Raw genomic sequence first — 18,130 nt, forward strand, 5'->3', positions numbered from 1 at the left:
GTCATTCTCCCTGCTGTTTTTTATTTCGTTTGAGCACCATCTGGTATCCGCCTGTACCATAATTAAGGCACTTGTTTACACGCGAGATTGTGGCGGTAGAGGCTCCTGTTTTATCTGCAATGGCATGGCAGGTCGTTTTATCTGCCAGCATTTGTGCAACCTTATAGCGCTGCCCAATCGCAGACAACTCCGCAACCGTGCACAGGTCCTCAAAAAACAGGTAACATTCCTCTTCGTTTTTAAGCGAAAGGATCGCCTCAAACAGCGCGTCAAGTTCTTTGGATTTCAATTTCGATTCGAACAATTTAAAACACCTCTCAATGCAAAAATGCAGGTATTGTCATACACCTACATTTTAACACATTACTACGCGAAAAAAAACTACAACTCTTTCTCAAGTAGCTGAAAAAGCAAAATCAATTATTATTCAAAAATATTTTTATAAAGCTTCACGACGTCATTTCCCATAAGCGCCAGTACCACCTGTTCTCCCTTTGTGTTTCTGGCATCCACAGGAACGTCATCCGTTTTGATTTTATGCAATTCGCCTGATTTCTGGACGCTTGTTACCATGCAGATTTTCTCTATAAGCAGCGCGCCCACAACATCTTTTCCAGTCGCCTCCGTAAGCTGATAGGATTTCAATCCCTTTCCATTCCTTCCCTGTTCGTCAAAGTCAGCGATTGGCGTGAGCTTAGCATAGCCCTTTTCCGTCATCAACAAAACGTTTCCATCCTGACCGTTCTGAATCTGTTCCGCAAAAACGACACGCGAATGCTTTCCAAGCTTGATTGCGCCAACTCCCTTGCCGCTTCTTCCCATAACAGAAACCTCGCTCTTGCGGATGTTGATCGACATGCCGTCCGAAGTGATGAAAAGCATATTATCCTGCTCTGCCTCCGAAGGCTTTGCATAAATCAATTCGTCGCCGTCCTTTAAGCCGCACGCCATGATTTTGGATTTTTTGACGTCGAACTCTTCCATCTGCGTCGCTTTGACAAGGCCTCCCCGCGTTGCAAAATACATCAGTCCCTTTGCAAAATCGTTTTTGGTTATAATATTTAATATCTCTTCTCCCTGGTCAAGTCCGCTCACAAGAGCATTCAGGGATTTTCCTGCTTCCTTCATCCGTGCCTCCGGGATAGATGAAACAGGGAGCATAAGCATATTGCCTTTATTGGTAAAGACGTAAATCTTACTTGCCGTATCGGTGGGCACAAGGAATACAGGCTGCAGCTTTTCTTCGAGTTCTTCAGCTTCCATCCCTTTCTGCAACGCCTTTTGTGACATTCGTTTCAGATTTCCGGCACGCGTCATGAGTATTGTGCATTCCTCGACGACAACAAATTCGCTCTCGTCCACTTCAATCTGCGCATGCTCTTCCTTCATCAGCTGGGTACGGCGCTTGTCTGCATATTTATCTTTGATAGCCGTCAGTTCTTCTTTAATAACCTCAAGCAGCTTCGTTTCCGATCCAAGGATGGAGCGCAGGTATTTGATCAACGCAACGACTTCCTTATATTCATTTTCCAGCAGTTCTACTTCGAGATTGGTCAGCCGTGCAAGACGCATATCGAGTATCGCCTGCGCCTGAACGCCGGTCAGGTTGAATTCCTTCATCAGGCTGCGCTTAGCTTCCTCTGTATTTTTTGAAGCACGGATGATCTTGATCACGCGGTCAATATTTTTGACGGCAATAATAAGCCCAAGCAGAATATGTTCACGTTTCTCCGCCCGCTCAAGGTCGAATTGGGTTCTACGCGTAATTACATTTTTCTGGTGCTTGATGTAATAGTCAATAATCTTCAAAAGCCCGAGCTGCTTGGGCGCTCCGTCTGCAATCACCATCATATTGATGCCAAATGTTGTCTGCAGATCCGTATATTTATAAAGAAGATTTAATATTTTTTCCGGATCATGCCCCTTACGAACCTCGATTACGGCGCGTACGCCTTCCCTGTCAGATTCATCGCGAATATCCGCGATCCCCGCGAAAATTTCTTTTTTATTTTCGCTGACCGACAGAATCTTTTCGAGCATTGCTGATTTCTTAACTTCGTAAGGAATTTCCGTCACTACGATCAGGTTTTTTCCGGAGGTCGTTTTCTCTATATGTGCCTTCGCACGAATATAAATCTTGCCCTTGCCTGTTTCGTAGGCCTGCTTCAGCCCGTCGCCCTCGAGCAGATATCCGCCCGTCGGGAAGTCCGGAGCTTTGATGTGCTTCATCACATCCTCCAAAGAGCAATCCGGATGTTCGATGCGCTCTGTAACGCCGCCGATCACCTCGCCAAGGTTGTGCGGCGGCACGTTTGTTGCAAGACCTACAGCGATCCCGGAAGATCCATTCACAAGCAGATTTGGGTAACGTGACGGAAGCATGTCCGGTTCACGTTCCGTATCGTCAAAGTTTGGACGGAACGATACCGTATCCTTATTCAAATCCCGCAGCATTTCAAGCGCCAGCGGCGAAAGCCTCGCCTCTGTGTAACGCATTGCAGCCGCGCTGTCGCCGTCCATAGAGCCAAAATTGCCGTGTCCATCCACAAGCGGCATTCGCATTGCATACGGCTGTGCGAGGCGTACCATTGCGTCGTAAACGCTGGTATCGCCATGCGGATGGTATTTGCCAAGCGCTTCCCCGACAATCCTTGCCGATTTCTTAAATGGCTTGTCCGGAAGGATGCCAAGGTCGTACATCGTATACAAAATACGGCGCTGCACCGGCTTAAGCCCGTCCTCCACGCGTGGCAGGGCCCGTTCAAGCGTTACATATTCGGCATACGTCATAAAAGAGGTGTGCATAACCTCGCCCAGCGCCGCATCTATGATCTCTTCGTTAAAATCAATTTGCTTCGTTTTCATGCTGCACCACCTCAAAATTATCCTGTTTGTTGAAATTTGCGTGTTCCGCGATATACTGCTTGCGCGGTTCCACATTATCGCCCATCAGCGTAGATACTATTTGCTCCACATCCGCGAGGTCCTCGATTGTCACGCGGATCAACGAACGTTTTTCCGGGTTCATGGTCGTTTCCCAAAGCTGCTCCGGATTCATTTCTCCCAATCCCTTATATCGCTGCACCGTATAACCCCGTCCGATCTCGCTTTTTGCTTTTTCCAGCTGCTCGTCATTGTAGGCATATAACGTCTTGTTTCCCTTGGCAATTTTAAAGAGCGGCGGACGGCCAATGTAAAGATGCCCGTCCGTAATCAGGTCCTTGAAATACCGATAGAAAAAGGTAATCAAAATGGTACGGATATGCCCGCCGTCCTGGTCCGCGTCCGCAAGGATAATTACCTTGTTATACTTAATATTTTCGAGCTGAAAGCTATCGTCAAAGCCAGCGCCAAGCGCCGTAATAATCGAACGAAACTCTTCGTTGGCAAGCACCTGGTCAATTCGTTTTTTCTCCACGTTGAGCGGCTTACCCCGCAACGGCAGAATAGCCTGGAACCGCCTGTCGCGTCCCTGCTTCGCGCTTCCTCCGGCACTGTCGCCCTCAACGATAAATAGTTCGTTGAGCTCAGCTTTACGCCCCGTACAGGCGGAAAGCTTGCCGACAAGCGGCGAATTCTCAAGCTTGTTCTTTGCCCGCTCCATTTTCTTCGCTTTACGCGCCGCGTCGCGCACCCGCGCCGCGCCGATTGCCTTTTCCAGTATCTTGGTACATATCTGGGTATTGTTGAGGTCAGACATAAAAGCGGAAAGTTTTTCCGTTACAACCGCTTCCACCGCTACGCGCGCTTCCGCATTGCCAAGCTTTGTCTTCGTCTGCCCTTCAAACTGTACGTTCTTCATCTTAATATTCACAACCGCGCAAAGCCCTTCGCGGAAGTCGTCGCCTGTAAGATTGGCTTCCTTTTCTTTCAGCAGGTTATTGCTGCGCGCATAATCGTTCATTACCTTTGTGATCGCGGTCTTAAAGCCAGTTTCGTGCATTCCGCCCTCGGTGGTCGGAATATTATTGACATAAGAGAAAATACTCTCCGTATAGCTTGAATTATATTGCATCGCAATACTCACAATAATTCCATTTCTCTGTCCTTCAAGCAAAATCGGAGCCGCATGGAGCGGCGTCTTATCCTTATTCAGGTACAGGACAAAATCAACGATTCCCCCCGTATATTCAAATGTTTCCTTTTTCGGCCTGCCGCCCGCAAGCTGGCGTTCGTCGATGAGCGTAATATGCAGCCCTTTGGTCAGGAATGCAAGCTCCCTGAGCCTTCTTCTGATTACGTCGTATTGGAAATCAATATTATCAAAAATCGAATCGTCCGCAAGGAAGGTGATCTTCGAACCTTTTTTCTTTGTCTCGCCAATCTCCTTCAGCGCCCCAACAGGCTTCCCAACCTGCATTTTGCCCTTTGCATCCGTTTCAGATACATATTTCTGGTAAAAAACCTTTCCGTTTTGATAAACCTCCACCGTAAGCCATCTCGAAAGAGCGTTCACCACCGACGCGCCTACGCCATGCAACCCACCGGAATAAGCATAGTTTTCATTGTTAAATTTTCCGCCTGCGTGTAATTGTGTGAAAACAACCTCGACACCGGATACCTTCAGCTCCGGATGAAGCCCCGTTGGGATTCCCCTTCCGTTGTCCTCCACCGATATGGAATTATCCGGATGAATCGTCACCGTAAGCTTATCCGCAAAACCGTTTGCCGCTTCGTCGATTCCATTGTCCACAATCTCCCATAACAGATGATGCAATCCCTTTGAACTTGTTGTGCCGATATACATTCCCGGGCGCCGCCTGACCGCGTCAAGTCCTTCCAGCACCTGTATATCGCCTGCCGTATATGTCTTTGACATTATGTTTCCTCCACAATATTATGTATACATACTGTATTATTATATAACACACCACTAAATATGGCAATCAAAAAAGGACGGTGATTTTACTCCCCGTCCTTTTGTCCTTTTCCTTAAGAAGCGGTTTCTTCCTTTTTATTCAGCTTGGCTTTTACGGTGTTTTCACCCATTACAAGCATCGGCTTTTTGGAATCGATCGTTTCCTTTGTGATGACGCACTTCAGCACATCGTCACGCGACGGAATATCATACATAATATCCATCATAGAGGATTCAATAATGCTCCTAAGGCCCCTTGCTCCCGTTTTTTGTTCAATCGCAAGCTTCGCAACAGCCTTAAGCGCATCGTCTTCAAACTCAAGCTCTACGCCGTCGATCTCAAACAGCTTTCTGAACTGCTTTGTAAGCGCATTCTTAGGCTTTTTGAGTATTTCCACCAACGCCTGCTCGTCGAGCATCTGCAGATTCACAACCACCGGCAGCCTTCCCACAAATTCCGGGATCAGACCGAATTTCAGCAAATCCTCCGGCTGAATCTGCGCCAGCAGCGCACTTACATCCTTTTCCTGCTTGCTCTTTACATCCGCTCCAAAGCCCATTGATTTTTGCCCTGTACGGCTCTCGACAATCGAATCGAGTCCGTCAAACGCGCCGCCACAGATGAACAGGATATTTGTCGTATCGATCTGCAGGAAATCCTGATGCGGATGCTTCCTGCCGCCCTGTGGGGGCACGCTTGCAACCGTTCCTTCCAGGATTTTGAGAAGCGCCTGCTGCACTCCCTCTCCCGATACATCGCGCGTAATCGACGGATTATCCGTCTTGCGCGCAATTTTATCGATCTCGTCGATATAGATGATCCCCTTCTGGGCACGCTCAATATCAAAGTCAGCCGCCTGAATCAGTTTCAGCAGGATATTTTCAACATCCTCGCCGACATATCCGGCTTCGGTAAGCGACGTTGCATCTGCGATTGCAAAAGGAACGTTCAGCACCCGTGCAAGCGTCTGCGCAAGCAGCGTTTTTCCGCTTCCGGTAGGTCCAAGCATCAGGATATTGCTCTTCTGAATCTCTGTGTCGTCCTCAGCGGACTCTGCATTGATCCTCTTATAATGATTGTACACCGCAACTGCGAGGTATTTTTTTGCCTTATCCTGTCCGATCACATAATCGTCAAGCGTTTTAACGATTTCTGAAGGCTTTGGAATTTCCTTCAAGTCAAACTTTGCAGCTTCCTTGAATTCTTCATCGATGATCTCCCGGCAGAGCTCTACGCATTCATCACAAATATATACGCCCGGGCCGGCAACCAGACGACGTACCTCATCCTGCGTTTTACCACAAAATGTGCACTTGATCTGGTTTTCACCATCATTAAACTCATTATACATATTCTAATTTCACCTCTAACGCTTACTGCTTGGCTGGGATGATCTCGTCGATAATACCATAGCTAAGCGCTTCGTCCGCTGTCATAAAGTAATCGCGTTCCACATCCTTCTGAACCTTTTTCAGCGTCTGTCCTGTTCTTTCACTCAAAATCCTGTTCATCTTATCTTTGATGTCAATGATCCTCTGCGCATGGATTGCAATATCTGTCGCCTGTCCCTGCGCGCCGCCCAGCGGCTGATGGATCATAATTTCACTGTTGGGAAGCGCCTTTCTCTTCCCCTTCTGACCAGCCGCCATCAGGAACGCTCCCATGGAAGCCGCCATACCGATACAAATCGTGCTGACATCGCACTTAATATATTGCATCGTATCAAAAATCGCCATTCCGGCCGTAATCGAACCGCCCGGGCTGTTGATATATAAGTAAATATCCTTATCCGGATCCTCAGCCTCAAGGAAGATCAGCTGCGCCACGACCAGGTTGGCCACAACGTCGTCTATCTCACCCGATAAGAAGATGATCCTGTCCTTTAACAGTCTGGAGAAGATATCATAAGAACGCTCTCCCCTGTTTGTTTGTTCTACCACAATCGGTACTAAACTCATAAATTAACCTCCTTAATACGCCCTTGCCTTATCGGCACGGCGCATAGAAACTACTTTACTTTTCCTTAGCAGCTTCCTTTTTCGCGGCAGGTTTCTTTGCCGCAGGCTTGGCTGCCTTCTTCTCGGAATCTTTTTTCGCAGATTCCTTTTTTGCAGACTCGCTCTTTGTGGTCTGCTTCTTTGCAGGCGCTTTCGCAGCGGCTTTCTTCTCCGCTTCTGCCTTTTTCGCGGCTTCCTTAGCGTCAACCTCTTCGATCTCCGCCTTGGACACCAGATAATCAAACAGCGCTTCCATCGCAACGCGTTCCTTGAAGTAATCAATTTCCTCGGTGCTCATGCTGTCTTTATATTCCTGCACGGTTTTGTTCGCTTCTTTGGCGAGCTCTTGATACTTTTTCGCCAGATCCTCTTCTGTCGGATCTATCTTGAGCTCCTTCAAAAGCGCCTCTACCGCCAGGCGCATACGAACCTGCTCTGCAGCACTCTCTTTATAATCGTTTCTCAAATCATCAAGAGTTTTACCCATATAACCAAGGTAATCCTCAAGCTTCATCCCCTGATACATCAGCTGATAGGACATCTGCTGAATCTGGTAATCGATCTGGTTATTCACCATCTCATCCGGAATATCTGCCTCAATTTCCTTTGCGACAGCGCTCAACAGCTGGTTTTCCATTTCCGCTTTCGCCCGCAGGTCAGCACGATCCTGCAGCTTCTTTTTGATGTCTTTTTTATATTCTGCAAGCGTATCAAACTCCGATACATCCTGCGCGAAATCATCATCAATCTCAGGCAGCTCTTTTTCTTTGACTGTCTTGAGAGTGATCGCAAACACAGCGTCTTTCCCTGCAAACTCAGGCGTATAATCCTCCGGGAATTTAACGTCAATATCCTTTTCTTCCCCTGCCTTCATTCCGACGATCTTCTCTTCAAAGCCCGGAATAAAGCGTCCGTCGCCAAGCACAAGGGACTGGTTTTCTGCAGCGCCGCCTTCAAACTTCACGCCGTCGATGCTTCCGACAAAATCGATCACAACCGTATCGCCATTTTTGGATTCACGATCCACATCAACCCATCTTGCATTCTGTTCGCGCGTTTTCTCGACCTCTGCGTCAACATCCTTTGCCGTAATCTTTTCAACAGGCTTGGTGATTTTAATACCTTCATATTTGCCAAGCTTCACTTCCGGTTTTAATACCACCTGCGCTGTAAATACAACGCCGTCTTTTGCGTCAATACTTAAAACATCATATTCAGGTCTTGAAACAACTTCGAGTTCGTGCTCTTTTGCCGCCTCTAAAAAAGCATTGGGAATAATTTCATCCAGCGCGTCTTCGTAGAACACCTGCGGGCCATAATAATTCTCCACGATCTTTCTTGGTACCTTGCCCTTACGGAATCCCGGGACATTGAATTTCCCCTTTAACTTCTGATACGCTTTGCTGATTCCTTCTTCAAATTTTTCCGGCGAAACCGCTATCTCCAGTTTCGCTTTGTTGCCTTCCAGCTTTTCTAATTTAGCAGCCATTACTAATCCTCCTAGATTGCTTCAAAACTATAAAATTCATAGAACAATACAGAGAATAGTATACTATATTTATAACCCGTACGCAATACGAATTAACATATAATATTTATTCCCGCACCAGCTTCTTTTTGCCGTTTCCAATGAGGTCATCACGCTCTGCCTTTCGAAGCGCCTTCTTCACAACAGCCCTGTTTTTCGGGTTTTTGTAATGGATGAGCGCCCGCTGCATTTCCTTTTCCTCCCTGCTCTTTGGGACATATATTTTCTTTCCCGTCTCCGGGTTGATCCCAGTATAAAACATACAGGTCGCAAGCGTCCCCGGCGTGGGATAAAAATCCTGTGCCTGCTCCGGCATAAAACCCGAATCCCTGATATATTCGGCAAGTCTTACAGCATCCGCGAGCGTGCTGCCAGGATGGGACGACATAAAATACGGCAACACATATTGTTTCTTTCCGGCTTTTCCCGACGCCGCGTCAAATTTCTGGCAAAACCGCCTGTACTTCTCGATGTCCGGCTTTCCCATCAATTTTAATACGTCCGGGCTTACATGCTCCGGCGCAAGCTTAAGCTGCCCGCTCACGTGATGCGCCGCCAGTTCCCTTACAAATTCACCGCTTTTGTCAAGCAGCGCGTAATCGTACCGTATTCCGGAGCGAATAAATACCTTCTTGACGCCGTCAAGCTCTCTCAGCTTGCGCAGCAGCTTCAAATATCCGGTATGGTCTTCTTTCAGGAACCTGCACTTTTCAGGCGTAAGGCATCTGCGCGCAGTACACCTGCCTTTAGGATTCGTGCATTTCACGCCGTAAAAGTTTGCGGTAGGGCCTCCAACATCATGGATATACCCTTTAAACGCCCCGTCGTGCAGAAATTCCTTTGCTTCCCCCAAAACGCTCTTCTGGCTGCGCCATACAACATCCTTACCCTGGTGGTAATAAAGCGCGCAGAAAGCGCACGCGCCGATACAGCCGCGCGTTGCGGTAATGCTGTATTTTACTTCCTCAAGCGCAGGAACCGGTTGCTGGTACATGGGATGCGCCGCGCGCATAAAAGGCAGTCCATACACAAAGTCAAGCTCGCTTTGTGAGAGCGTTTCCGCAGGCAGGTTTTGTATCACATATCCATTCTTCTGCGCCTGCACAAGTACGTTTTTTTTATCGTGCATTTGTGTCATAAACGCTTTGGCATAGGTGGGTTTATCCCGTTTCACCTCGCCATAGGACGGTATCTCCTGATATTCGTAGACGCGTTCCAGATTTTTCGCACGGTAAACCGTGCCTTCGATATATGTAATATCCCTTGCGGCAAGACCGCCGTCAAGCGCTTCTGCAATCCCTGTGATCGCGCGTTCTCCCATGCCATACACAAGGATATCCGCGCCGCTCTCCGTTAGGATCGATTCTTTCACGTCATTATCCCAGTAGTCGTAATGGGCAAAACGCCTGAGGCTTGCCTCAATCCCACCGATTACCACTGCAATGTCCCCATACGCTTCGCGGATTCTCCCGGTATAGACGATCGTTGCGCGTGCAGGCCTCTTTCCCGTCTTCCCACCCGGCGAATAAAGATCCCTGGCCCTGCGATGCTTTGTCACAGAATAGAGGTTCACCATGCTGTCCATATTGCCCGCGCTGATCAGGAATCCAAGCCGCGGCCTTCCGAGGCGCTTGAAATCATCCGCAGTTTTCCACCCCGGCTGCGCAATTATGCCAACCGAATAACCATGTGCCACAAGATAGCGCGAAATGATGGCATGCGCAAACGACGGATGGTCCACATATGCGTCCCCCGTTACCATAATAAAGTCGAGCTGTTCGATTCCCTGCTTTTCCATATCTGCCTTGGAAACAGGTAAAAATCCATCCATAAATGCCTTTCTGTAAATAGCAAAAAAACAGCTTTTGCTGTTTTTGCCTGGGTAAACATCGCGTTAATTTTTTTATATTGAGACAGACCTGTAAGCCGGGTTCTGTTTTGATGGTCATCTATCTAGGCCGTACGTTACCGCACGGCTCATGCGATTACAAAGGACGTGACGGGCCGCCATTAAATGTCCCTATACCAATCTTGCACCAAGCGGGGTTTACATTGCGCGTTAAGTCGCCATAACGCCGGTGAGCTCTTACCTCGCCGTTCCACCCTTACATCTAAAAAGATGCGGTATATTTCTGTTGCACTTTCCTTGGAGTCGCCTCCACCGGGTGTTACCCGGCGCTCTGCCCTGCGGAGCCCGGACTTTCCTCACGCTTACGCGCGCAACCATCCGGTCTGCTCAATCATTTTTCTTTTATTCATCCTTCACATACAGGATTCTGCCGCAATTTTCGCATTCCACAACATTGCCGTCAATTTTCAGGTTCTGCAGCACCCCGGAAGGCAGCTGCATCTTACATCCCTCGCAGCGGTCTCCCACCAACTTTGCCATGGGGTTCGGCCTGTGCTGCTTAATGGACTTGTAACGCTCCATCAGCTTCGGATCAATTCCTGCCGCCGCTTTTGTTACATTGGCGCGAAGCTTATCCAGATCGCCTTTCCCTGCGTCGATCTCCTTGGCATGCTGCTCCTTTAAATGATCAAACTGCTTTTTTGCATTGCTCATTTTAACAAGCGTTTCCCTGATTTCTGTCTCCGATTTTTCAATGCGGTGCATGATATCCACAAGTTTGCGCTTATCCACCTCAATCGAATTTTTATTGTTCTCGCACTCCTTGATCATTTCCCGCACATCGTCAAGAAACATATCCTCAAGGTCGTATCCGGACACCTCGGAAATTTCTTCCCGCTTTTCCGTCATCTGCTTTTGTACCACGTCCATCTGACTGGCGATTTCATTCATTTTATTTTGCAGCAAAATCGATTCCTGCTCGAGTTGTTTCAGCTTCTGCTGGTTACTCTGGAAAATCTGCTGCTGATGCACCAGTTTTTTCCGCGTCTCTGTATTTTTGAGCGAACGCTCATATGTCTCCAACTCATTTTCCGCTGCCTGATAATCCCATAAAGCATCTAAATTATTCAACGACAATCCTCCTCAATAATTTACGTATGGTCTCCGTAAATTTTCCACATAAATCGCTATGTTATAGTTTACATCATTTAACAGATTTTGTAAACCTTGTGCGTATCCCTCGCAAAAGCATTTTTCCGTATCAAAATGTCCCGCTTCCACCAATATGATACCATTACGGGCCGCATAGAAATTATGCTTAATCTCGCCTGTGATATACATTTGCGCACCTTTTTTCTTCGCTGCGTCTGCAAATTCTCCGGCCGCGCCGCCGCATACGGCGATCCGGCCCACCTCAGATTCAAGATCGCCGGCAACCCTTACGCTATCTGTATGAAGCGCCTTTTTCAAAATATCAAGCGCTTTTTTTGCGGTCATCTTCGCCGGCAAATCTCCGACCACGCCAAGTCCGGCCTCTATCCCAACGGGCTCTTCCGTCGTTAGCACGCTGATCGCGGGTTCCTCATAAGGATGCGCAGACCTGATTGCGGCGATTACTCCCACGAGCCTGCTCTTCTTACAGATCGAGGATATCCTGATTTCCTTCACCGTTTCCATTTGATTGGCAGTGCCAATGAAAGGATGTGCATTTGCATCAGGACGGAATGTGCCATTTCCTTCAATACTATAGGTGCAATCACTGTAATCGCCCAGTCTTCCCGCACCCGCCGCTGTCATCGCGTCACGCACCTGCGCCGCCTGCTCCTGCGGGACATGGACTGCCACCTCATAATACGGTTCCCTTATCTCGTCGCTGAGATAACGCCTGTTCCCAAGATTAAAAATATCCGCCAGCCATGAATTAATCCCCTTTGGCGCACGGTCAATACTCGTATGCGCGCAATACAGGGAAATTCCTTCCCGCATCAAAAGCTGTATACATTTTCCTTCATATTCTGCATTGTCCAGACGTTTCACCGCACGAAACAGCAACGGATGATGAGAGATAATCAAATTGCATTTTTTATCCGCCGCATCCCTGATTGCTTCCTGTGTTACGTCAAGGCAAATATAGATTCCTGTTATGTCCCGGTTATGAAGATTCAGGTTGAAACCCGTATTGTCCCAATCCTCAGCAAACTTCTGCGGCGCCATTTTCTCAATCAACGCGCCCACCTGTTCCAGCGTTACAGACATTGCAGTACCTCCTGTATCTTTCTGTGCAGTTCTTGCTTTTCTTTGATGTATGAATCCGTATTTTTCCCCCGATGCGCTTTTTCCATAATCATTTCCGTCTCCAGCAGCTTACGCTGCAAAAATTCCTTTTGCAACTGCTCCTTGCGCTTTGCCGGATAGTATCCGTACCGCAGGTAAATCTCTTCCGGGCAAATCCCCCTGCCTTCTCTGGCAACAATCACCTGATAATATTTGCCTTCATCATATACAATCGCTTCATCATATATCATAAAGTCGTTCTCATACAAAAACGTACGCAGCTCGTATTCATTGCCCTGAGGCGCCAACACCAGCTTCTGCGCTCTTTTTGCCGTTTTGATATCTCTTTCCAGAATGTCCCGGATCAAAAGGCCTCCCATTCCTGCAATAATCACACAATCCGGGGACTTATCTGTCAGCGCGCTCAGTCCATCTGCAACATAAAAGTCAACAGATTGCACTAAATTATGTTCGCAAACAAGCTTTTTCGCCTTTTGCAGCGATTTTTCACTGATGTCGCACGCAATGACTTGCTTCGCGCCATAATCCTCGATCAGCGCTGCCGTTACAAATCCGTGGTCACATCCTATATCCGCCACAATATCCGCTTCTTTTGCAAATGTTGCGATTGCACGCATCCTGAGTGATAATTCCATAAAATTCTTCTGTCCTGTTTTCTGCCGCGTATAAACAAGGCGGCTTAACGCCGCCTTTATATCCCTATTCCAGGAAATCCCTTAATTTTTTGCTTCTGCTCGGATGCCGCAGTTTCCGCAAAGCCTTTGCTTCAATCTGCCGAATCCTCTCCCTTGTCACCTGAAATTCCTTGCCTACCTCTTCAAGCGTCCTTGCCCGTCCATCTTCCAGTCCAAAACGCAGCTTGAGCACTTTTTCTTCCCTCGGCGTAAGCGTATCAAGCACATCCATCAACTGCTCCTTTAGGAGCGTGAATGCAGCTGCTTCCGCCGGAGCCGGCGCATCATCGTCCGGAATAAAATCTCCAAGATGACTGTCCTCCTCCTCGCCAATCGGCGTTTCAAGGGAAACAGGCTCCTGAGCTATTTTCAGTATCTCCCGCACCTTTTCTTCCGGAATATCCATTTCCTTCGCAAGCTCTTCCGGCAACGGATCCCTCCCGTACTGCTGTAACAGCTGACGTGAAATACGGATCAGCTTGTTAATCGTTTCCACCATGTGCACGGGAATACGGATCGTGCGCGCCTGATCTGCGATAGCGCGCGTAATCGCCTGCCGAATCCACCATGTAGCATATGTGCTGAACTTATATCCCTTTTGATAGTCGAATTTTTCAACAGCCTTAATCAGCCCAAGGTTTCCTTCCTGAATCAAATCCAGAAAGAGCATACCACGGCCTACATAGCGCTTGGCGATGCTGACGACAAGCCGCAGGTTTGCCTCGGCAAGCTTGCGTTTCGCCTCCTGATCGCCTTCTCCCATACGCTTTGCAAGCTCCACTTCCTCTGAAGCGGAAAGCAGCGGCACTTTGCCGATCTCTTTGAGGTACATCCTTACCGGATCGTCGATATTGATGTTTTCCGGCATGGATATTTCAAAATCAGCCGTTTCAGTATCTTCTTCCGCTTTGGGCACTTCTTTTTCGATCTCGTCGTCGATCACATCGATGCTGTGCTCTTCAAGTGCTTCGTAAAGTTTATCGATCTGATCGGGAACCGCATGCGTATCGTCCACATATTCCGATATCTCAGCATACTTCAATACACCTTTTGTCTTTCCGATCTCCACGATTTTCGCAATGCGCTCATCCGTAAGCTTGGACTGCTCCTTTTTATCGGCAGGTTTCGTTTCCTTACCAGCGCTTTGCTTGACGTCCATTTCAGCCGCCGTTTCTTCCATGTTTTGTTCTGTTGTTTTTTTCTCAGTCAATCAATTTCACCTACTATAAAATTTTAAAAACTTGTTTTCAGCCTATGTATTTTTTTTGCCAGCGTCCCTACCTGCTCAAGCAACTCCCTTCTTTTCTCAGGATCAGCCTGCGCCTCGCATTTCACCAGCAATAGCTTTCTTTGTCCTTCCAAACGGCTCAATTCGATCTGCTTTACGCAGTCCTCAAAAAAGTCGTCAAAATTTTTCTGAACACCATTGGAACCGTCTTCGCTCAATAATTCCGTAGCGTGTTTCAGTTCATCCTCCTTTTGCAGTGCTAATAATATTTCGGCACTGGTAGGAGAAAACCCTTTTTTTACGCACTGTAAAGTATAGGAAAAAATTTTTTGATTCGTCTCGTTTTTGAAATCCTTTTCTGAAATCCGGTTCTCCAGCTTTAAAACCGACTGCGGATTTGTACACAATAACCGTATCAGGCAATTTTCAGCCTTTTCCTCTACATCCGTATTTTTCTTTTCCACCTTCGGCGGAGTCCACTTTATTTCCTTCTGGTCTGTCCCCCCTGCATCCTGGGCAATCGAATTTATTGAAAACCCGGTCATCTCTGACAGCTTTTTCATATATTTTTCTTTTATGATGGCGCTGTCCACACCCTTCAGCATAGAGATGCACTCCTGCGCAAACTTCTCTTTTTGGTAGCTGTCGTTCAGGTCATATTTTTTCGCCACCACACTGAACTTGTAATCCATCATGGGAAGCGATGCCTTCATCAGCCCAATATATCCCGCTTTGCCATGTTCTTTCAAGTACTCGTCCGGATCCTGTCCTCCGGGAATACTGACCACACGCGTTTCGATCCCTTCCTGCGCGAGGATGCCAAGAGCACGCAACGTCGCTTTTTTTCCCGCCTCATCTCCGTCATAGGAAACATATACATGGTCGGTATAACGCTTTATAAGCCTTGCCTGGTCCTGGGTAAGAGCGGTTCCAAGCGTGGCGACACATTCAGGTATTCCATATGTGGACAAAGCAATCACATCCATATATCCTTCAACCAGAATCAAGTGTGACAAATTTTTCTGTTTGCGGATCAAATTCAGGTTATATAAATTCCGGCTTTTGTTGAAGGCCGCTGTTTCCGGTGAATTGAGATACTTTGGCATTCCATCGTCCATCACGCGGCCACCGAAGCCAATGATATTGGAAAATGTATTAATGATCGGAATCATTACGCGGTTCCTGAACATATCATAACTTTTCCCATCATTCAGCTTAATCAGTCCTGCCGCCTGCATATCCTGCTTGGTATAGCCCTTTTCACTCAAAAGTTTCAGCAAATGGTCCCAACCAGGGGGTGCAAATCCCATTCCAAACGTCTTGACCACACGATCACCAATCCCCCTGCCATGCAGATAATCCAAAGCAGCCTTGCCCTTCTGGGAATACAGGTTCGCATGAAAAAACTGAGCGGCAATTTTATTCATTTCAAATATTTTTTCGCGCTGCTGCTTGCGTTTCTCATACCCGGTCCTGTCCGTATTTTCCGGAACCGGAAGTTTCACCTTTTCTGCAAGGTACTGGCATGCCTCTGGAAAGGTCATTTTCTCCTGTTCCATTACAAACTGGATCGCATTGCCCCCCTTGCCGCAGCCAAAGCAGTGGTAAAACCCCTTTTCCGGGTTAACGGAAAAACTGGGCGTCTTTTCATTGTGAAACGGGCAGCAAGCCCAAAAACGCCCTGATTTATTTTGCAGTGTCACATATTCGCCTATCAAGTCGACAAGATTTACTTTTGCAAGCAACTCCTGTATCCACTCTTCAGAAAAAAACGGCATTCTCTATCCTTTCAAGTCCGGTAATCCATGTCCCATACCGGGATAACGGATATTACTTCCTGAAACTTCCCTGTATATATTATAATAATATATTACACACAGAAAACGTTAAATCCTTTAAATCGGGATTAAAAAAACGGCTGCTACCAAAGCAGCCGTTTTTCTCCGATTGGATTTATGATTGTTTATACTTCGGTTTCGCCTCATAGAACGTATGAAGTAATTCATGCGCCTTATGGCTGTTTGGTTCGCCAAGGAACTCGTTATAGAGCTTCTGGATATCCGGATTTTCATGGGATTTCCGTAATGGCTTATCACAGTCCTCGTCATAAAGGCCCTGGGCGCGAACCACTCTCGGATCAAGCACATTCTTGACTCTTGCCGAAACAATCGGCTGTCCGCCGCCGTTTACGCAACCGCCCGGGCAGGCCATAATCTCGATGAAATGGTATTCCTTCTCGCCTGCGCGAACCGCTTCCAGAAGCTTTTTCGCATTCCCTGTTCCGCTTACGACAGCAACCTTGACCGGCATATCGCCAACCATGATTTCCGCTTCCTTGATTCCCGTAATACCGCGAACGTCACAGAAATCGATGTTTTCCAGTTCTTTTCCGGTGAGCACCTCTGCAACCGTCCTAAGCGCCGCTTCCATTACGCCGCCCGTTGCTCCGAAGATAACGCCTGCTCCGGTCGATGTGCCAAGCACCTCGTCAAAGTCTTCATCCGGAAGGTTCACAAAGTCGATTCCCGCTTCCTTGATCATCTGCGCTATTTCCCTTGTGGTAAGTACCGCGTCTACATCCTGATAATCCGTTCCGGCTTCGCCCGCACGGTCTTTCTCGTATTTTTTAGCGGTACACGGCATAACCGAAACTGTAAAAATTTTCGCCGGATCAATTCCATTTTCCTGTGCATAATAGGATTTGATGATCGCACCCAGCATCTGGTGAGGCGATTTGCACGTGGAAAGGTTATCCAGCATATCCGGAAAGAAATACTCTGCGAATTTGATCCAGCCTGGCGAGCAGGATGTGATCATCGGGAGTTTTCCGCCGTTTTGAACCCTGTTAATAAACTCGTAGCCCTCTTCCATAATGGTAAGGTCAGCGCCAAAATCAGTGTCAAATACTTTATCGAAGCCAAGCTTACGCAGTGCCGCTGCAAGCTTGCCCGTAACGCGCGTACCCATCGGCATGCCAAATTCCTCGCCCAGAGCGACACGAACGGCCGGGGCCGGCTGCACTACAACGTGCATATTGGGGTTGTGCAACGCATCCCAAACATTGTCTATCTCACTCTTTTCAGAAAGCGCGCCAACCGGGCAGGAAACAATACACTGTCCGCAGTTAATACAGGGTACGTCCACAAGCGATTTGCCGAACACAGGCTCGATCGTCGTTTTGAATCCGCGGTTTGTCGCGCCGATCACACCGACTCCCTGCTGCTTTGCGCACGCCGCAACGCAGCGTTTGCAGATCACGCACTTGTTCTGGTTACGAACAACGGATACGGATTCATCGTCAGCCTCATGCTCGATTCTTTCGCCCTGGTATTTGATTTCACGAATGTTAAACTCGTCTGCCAGAGTCTGGAGCTCGCAATTTTTGTTCCTCACGCACGTCAGGCATTCCCTGTCGTGATTGGAAAGCAGCAGGTCAAGGCTGACCTTCCTTGCTTTCAAGACCTTTTCAGACTTCGTGAATACTTCCATACCGTCTGTTACCGGCAGCACGCACGCAGCCTGCAGCGCAGCATTGTTTTTCACTTCCACAAGACAAATCCTGCACGCGCCAATGGCGTTTACGCCTCTTAAATAGCAGAGCGTGGGAATGTCAATATTTGCTTTTCTTGCAGCGTCAAGTACCGTGGAATTATCCGGCACGTCTACTTTAACGCCATCTATTGTAATTGATACCATATCA

Annotated in this window: 13 protein-coding genes and 1 other RNA gene; all 14 read right to left on the reverse strand. The window is 47.8% G+C overall.

Features of this window, described 5'->3' with window-relative positions:
- Position 1: 1 nt before the first annotated feature.
- The gene (locus tag CHK_RS05165; RefSeq protein ID WP_242844867.1) at positions 2-289 is read right to left on the reverse strand and encodes a YerC/YecD family TrpR-related protein; all 288 of its coding nucleotides are present in this window, start codon (positions 287-289) and stop codon (positions 2-4) included.
- Positions 290-423: 134 nt separating this feature from the next.
- On the reverse strand, positions 424-2,865 hold the full coding sequence (gene gyrA, locus CHK_RS05170; RefSeq protein ID WP_160295596.1) for a DNA gyrase subunit A: 2,442 nt from the start codon (positions 2,863-2,865) through the stop codon (positions 424-426).
- Positions 2,846-4,819, reverse strand: a complete 1,974-nt coding sequence (locus tag CHK_RS05175; protein ID WP_046442978.1) for a DNA gyrase/topoisomerase IV subunit B — start codon at positions 4,817-4,819, stop codon at positions 2,846-2,848. The genes gyrA and CHK_RS05175 overlap by 20 nt, the downstream gene beginning before the upstream one ends.
- Before the next feature lie 113 nt (positions 4,820-4,932).
- On the reverse strand, positions 4,933-6,210 hold the full coding sequence (gene clpX / locus CHK_RS05180) for an ATP-dependent Clp protease ATP-binding subunit ClpX (protein ID WP_046442979.1): 1,278 nt from the start codon (positions 6,208-6,210) through the stop codon (positions 4,933-4,935).
- Positions 6,211-6,232: 22 nt separating this feature from the next.
- The gene (gene clpP, locus CHK_RS05185) at positions 6,233-6,817 is read right to left on the reverse strand and encodes an ATP-dependent Clp endopeptidase proteolytic subunit ClpP (protein ID WP_046442980.1); all 585 of its coding nucleotides are present in this window, start codon (positions 6,815-6,817) and stop codon (positions 6,233-6,235) included.
- Positions 6,818-6,872: 55 nt separating this feature from the next.
- Complete coding sequence (gene tig, locus CHK_RS05190) at positions 6,873-8,345, reverse strand: trigger factor (RefSeq protein ID WP_046442981.1); 1,473 nt, start codon at positions 8,343-8,345, stop codon at positions 6,873-6,875.
- Between the two features lie 106 nt (positions 8,346-8,451).
- A complete protein-coding gene (locus CHK_RS05195; RefSeq protein ID WP_052740355.1) occupies positions 8,452-10,215 on the reverse strand; it encodes a YgiQ family radical SAM protein in 1,764 nt (587 codons plus the stop codon).
- Between the two features lie 74 nt (positions 10,216-10,289).
- An RNA gene (rnpB, locus tag CHK_RS15630) (RNase P RNA component class A) lies at positions 10,290-10,623 on the reverse strand.
- A gap of 12 nt (positions 10,624-10,635) precedes the next feature.
- Positions 10,636-11,364: a zinc ribbon domain-containing protein gene (locus CHK_RS05200; RefSeq protein ID WP_046442982.1), complete on the reverse strand. Its 729-nt coding sequence runs from the start codon at positions 11,362-11,364 to the stop codon at positions 10,636-10,638.
- 12 nt (positions 11,365-11,376) lie between these two features.
- Positions 11,377-12,489 carry a Nif3-like dinuclear metal center hexameric protein gene (locus CHK_RS05205; protein WP_052740357.1) on the reverse strand — a complete coding sequence of 371 codons (1,113 nt, stop codon included), beginning with the start codon at positions 12,487-12,489 and terminating at the stop codon, positions 11,377-11,379.
- Complete coding sequence (locus tag CHK_RS05210; RefSeq protein ID WP_082103413.1) at positions 12,480-13,163, reverse strand: tRNA (adenine(22)-N(1))-methyltransferase; 684 nt, start codon at positions 13,161-13,163, stop codon at positions 12,480-12,482. Before CHK_RS05210 ends, CHK_RS05205 begins: the two co-directional genes overlap by 10 nt.
- A 64-nt stretch (positions 13,164-13,227) precedes the next feature.
- Positions 13,228-14,412, reverse strand: a complete 1,185-nt coding sequence (rpoD, locus tag CHK_RS05215; RefSeq protein WP_330379189.1) for an RNA polymerase sigma factor RpoD — start codon at positions 14,410-14,412, stop codon at positions 13,228-13,230.
- Positions 14,413-14,435: 23 nt separating this feature from the next.
- Positions 14,436-16,208, reverse strand: a complete 1,773-nt coding sequence (gene dnaG, locus CHK_RS15600) for a DNA primase (protein ID WP_052740360.1) — start codon at positions 16,206-16,208, stop codon at positions 14,436-14,438.
- A gap of 175 nt (positions 16,209-16,383) precedes the next feature.
- Complete coding sequence (locus tag CHK_RS05225) at positions 16,384-18,126, reverse strand: NADH-dependent [FeFe] hydrogenase, group A6 (RefSeq protein ID WP_046442983.1); 1,743 nt, start codon at positions 18,124-18,126, stop codon at positions 16,384-16,386.
- Between the last annotated feature and the right edge of the window lie 4 nt (positions 18,127-18,130).

The organism is Christensenella hongkongensis, from assembly GCF_000981035.1.
Classification (GTDB): Bacteria; Bacillota; Clostridia; order Christensenellales; family Christensenellaceae; genus Christensenella; species Christensenella hongkongensis.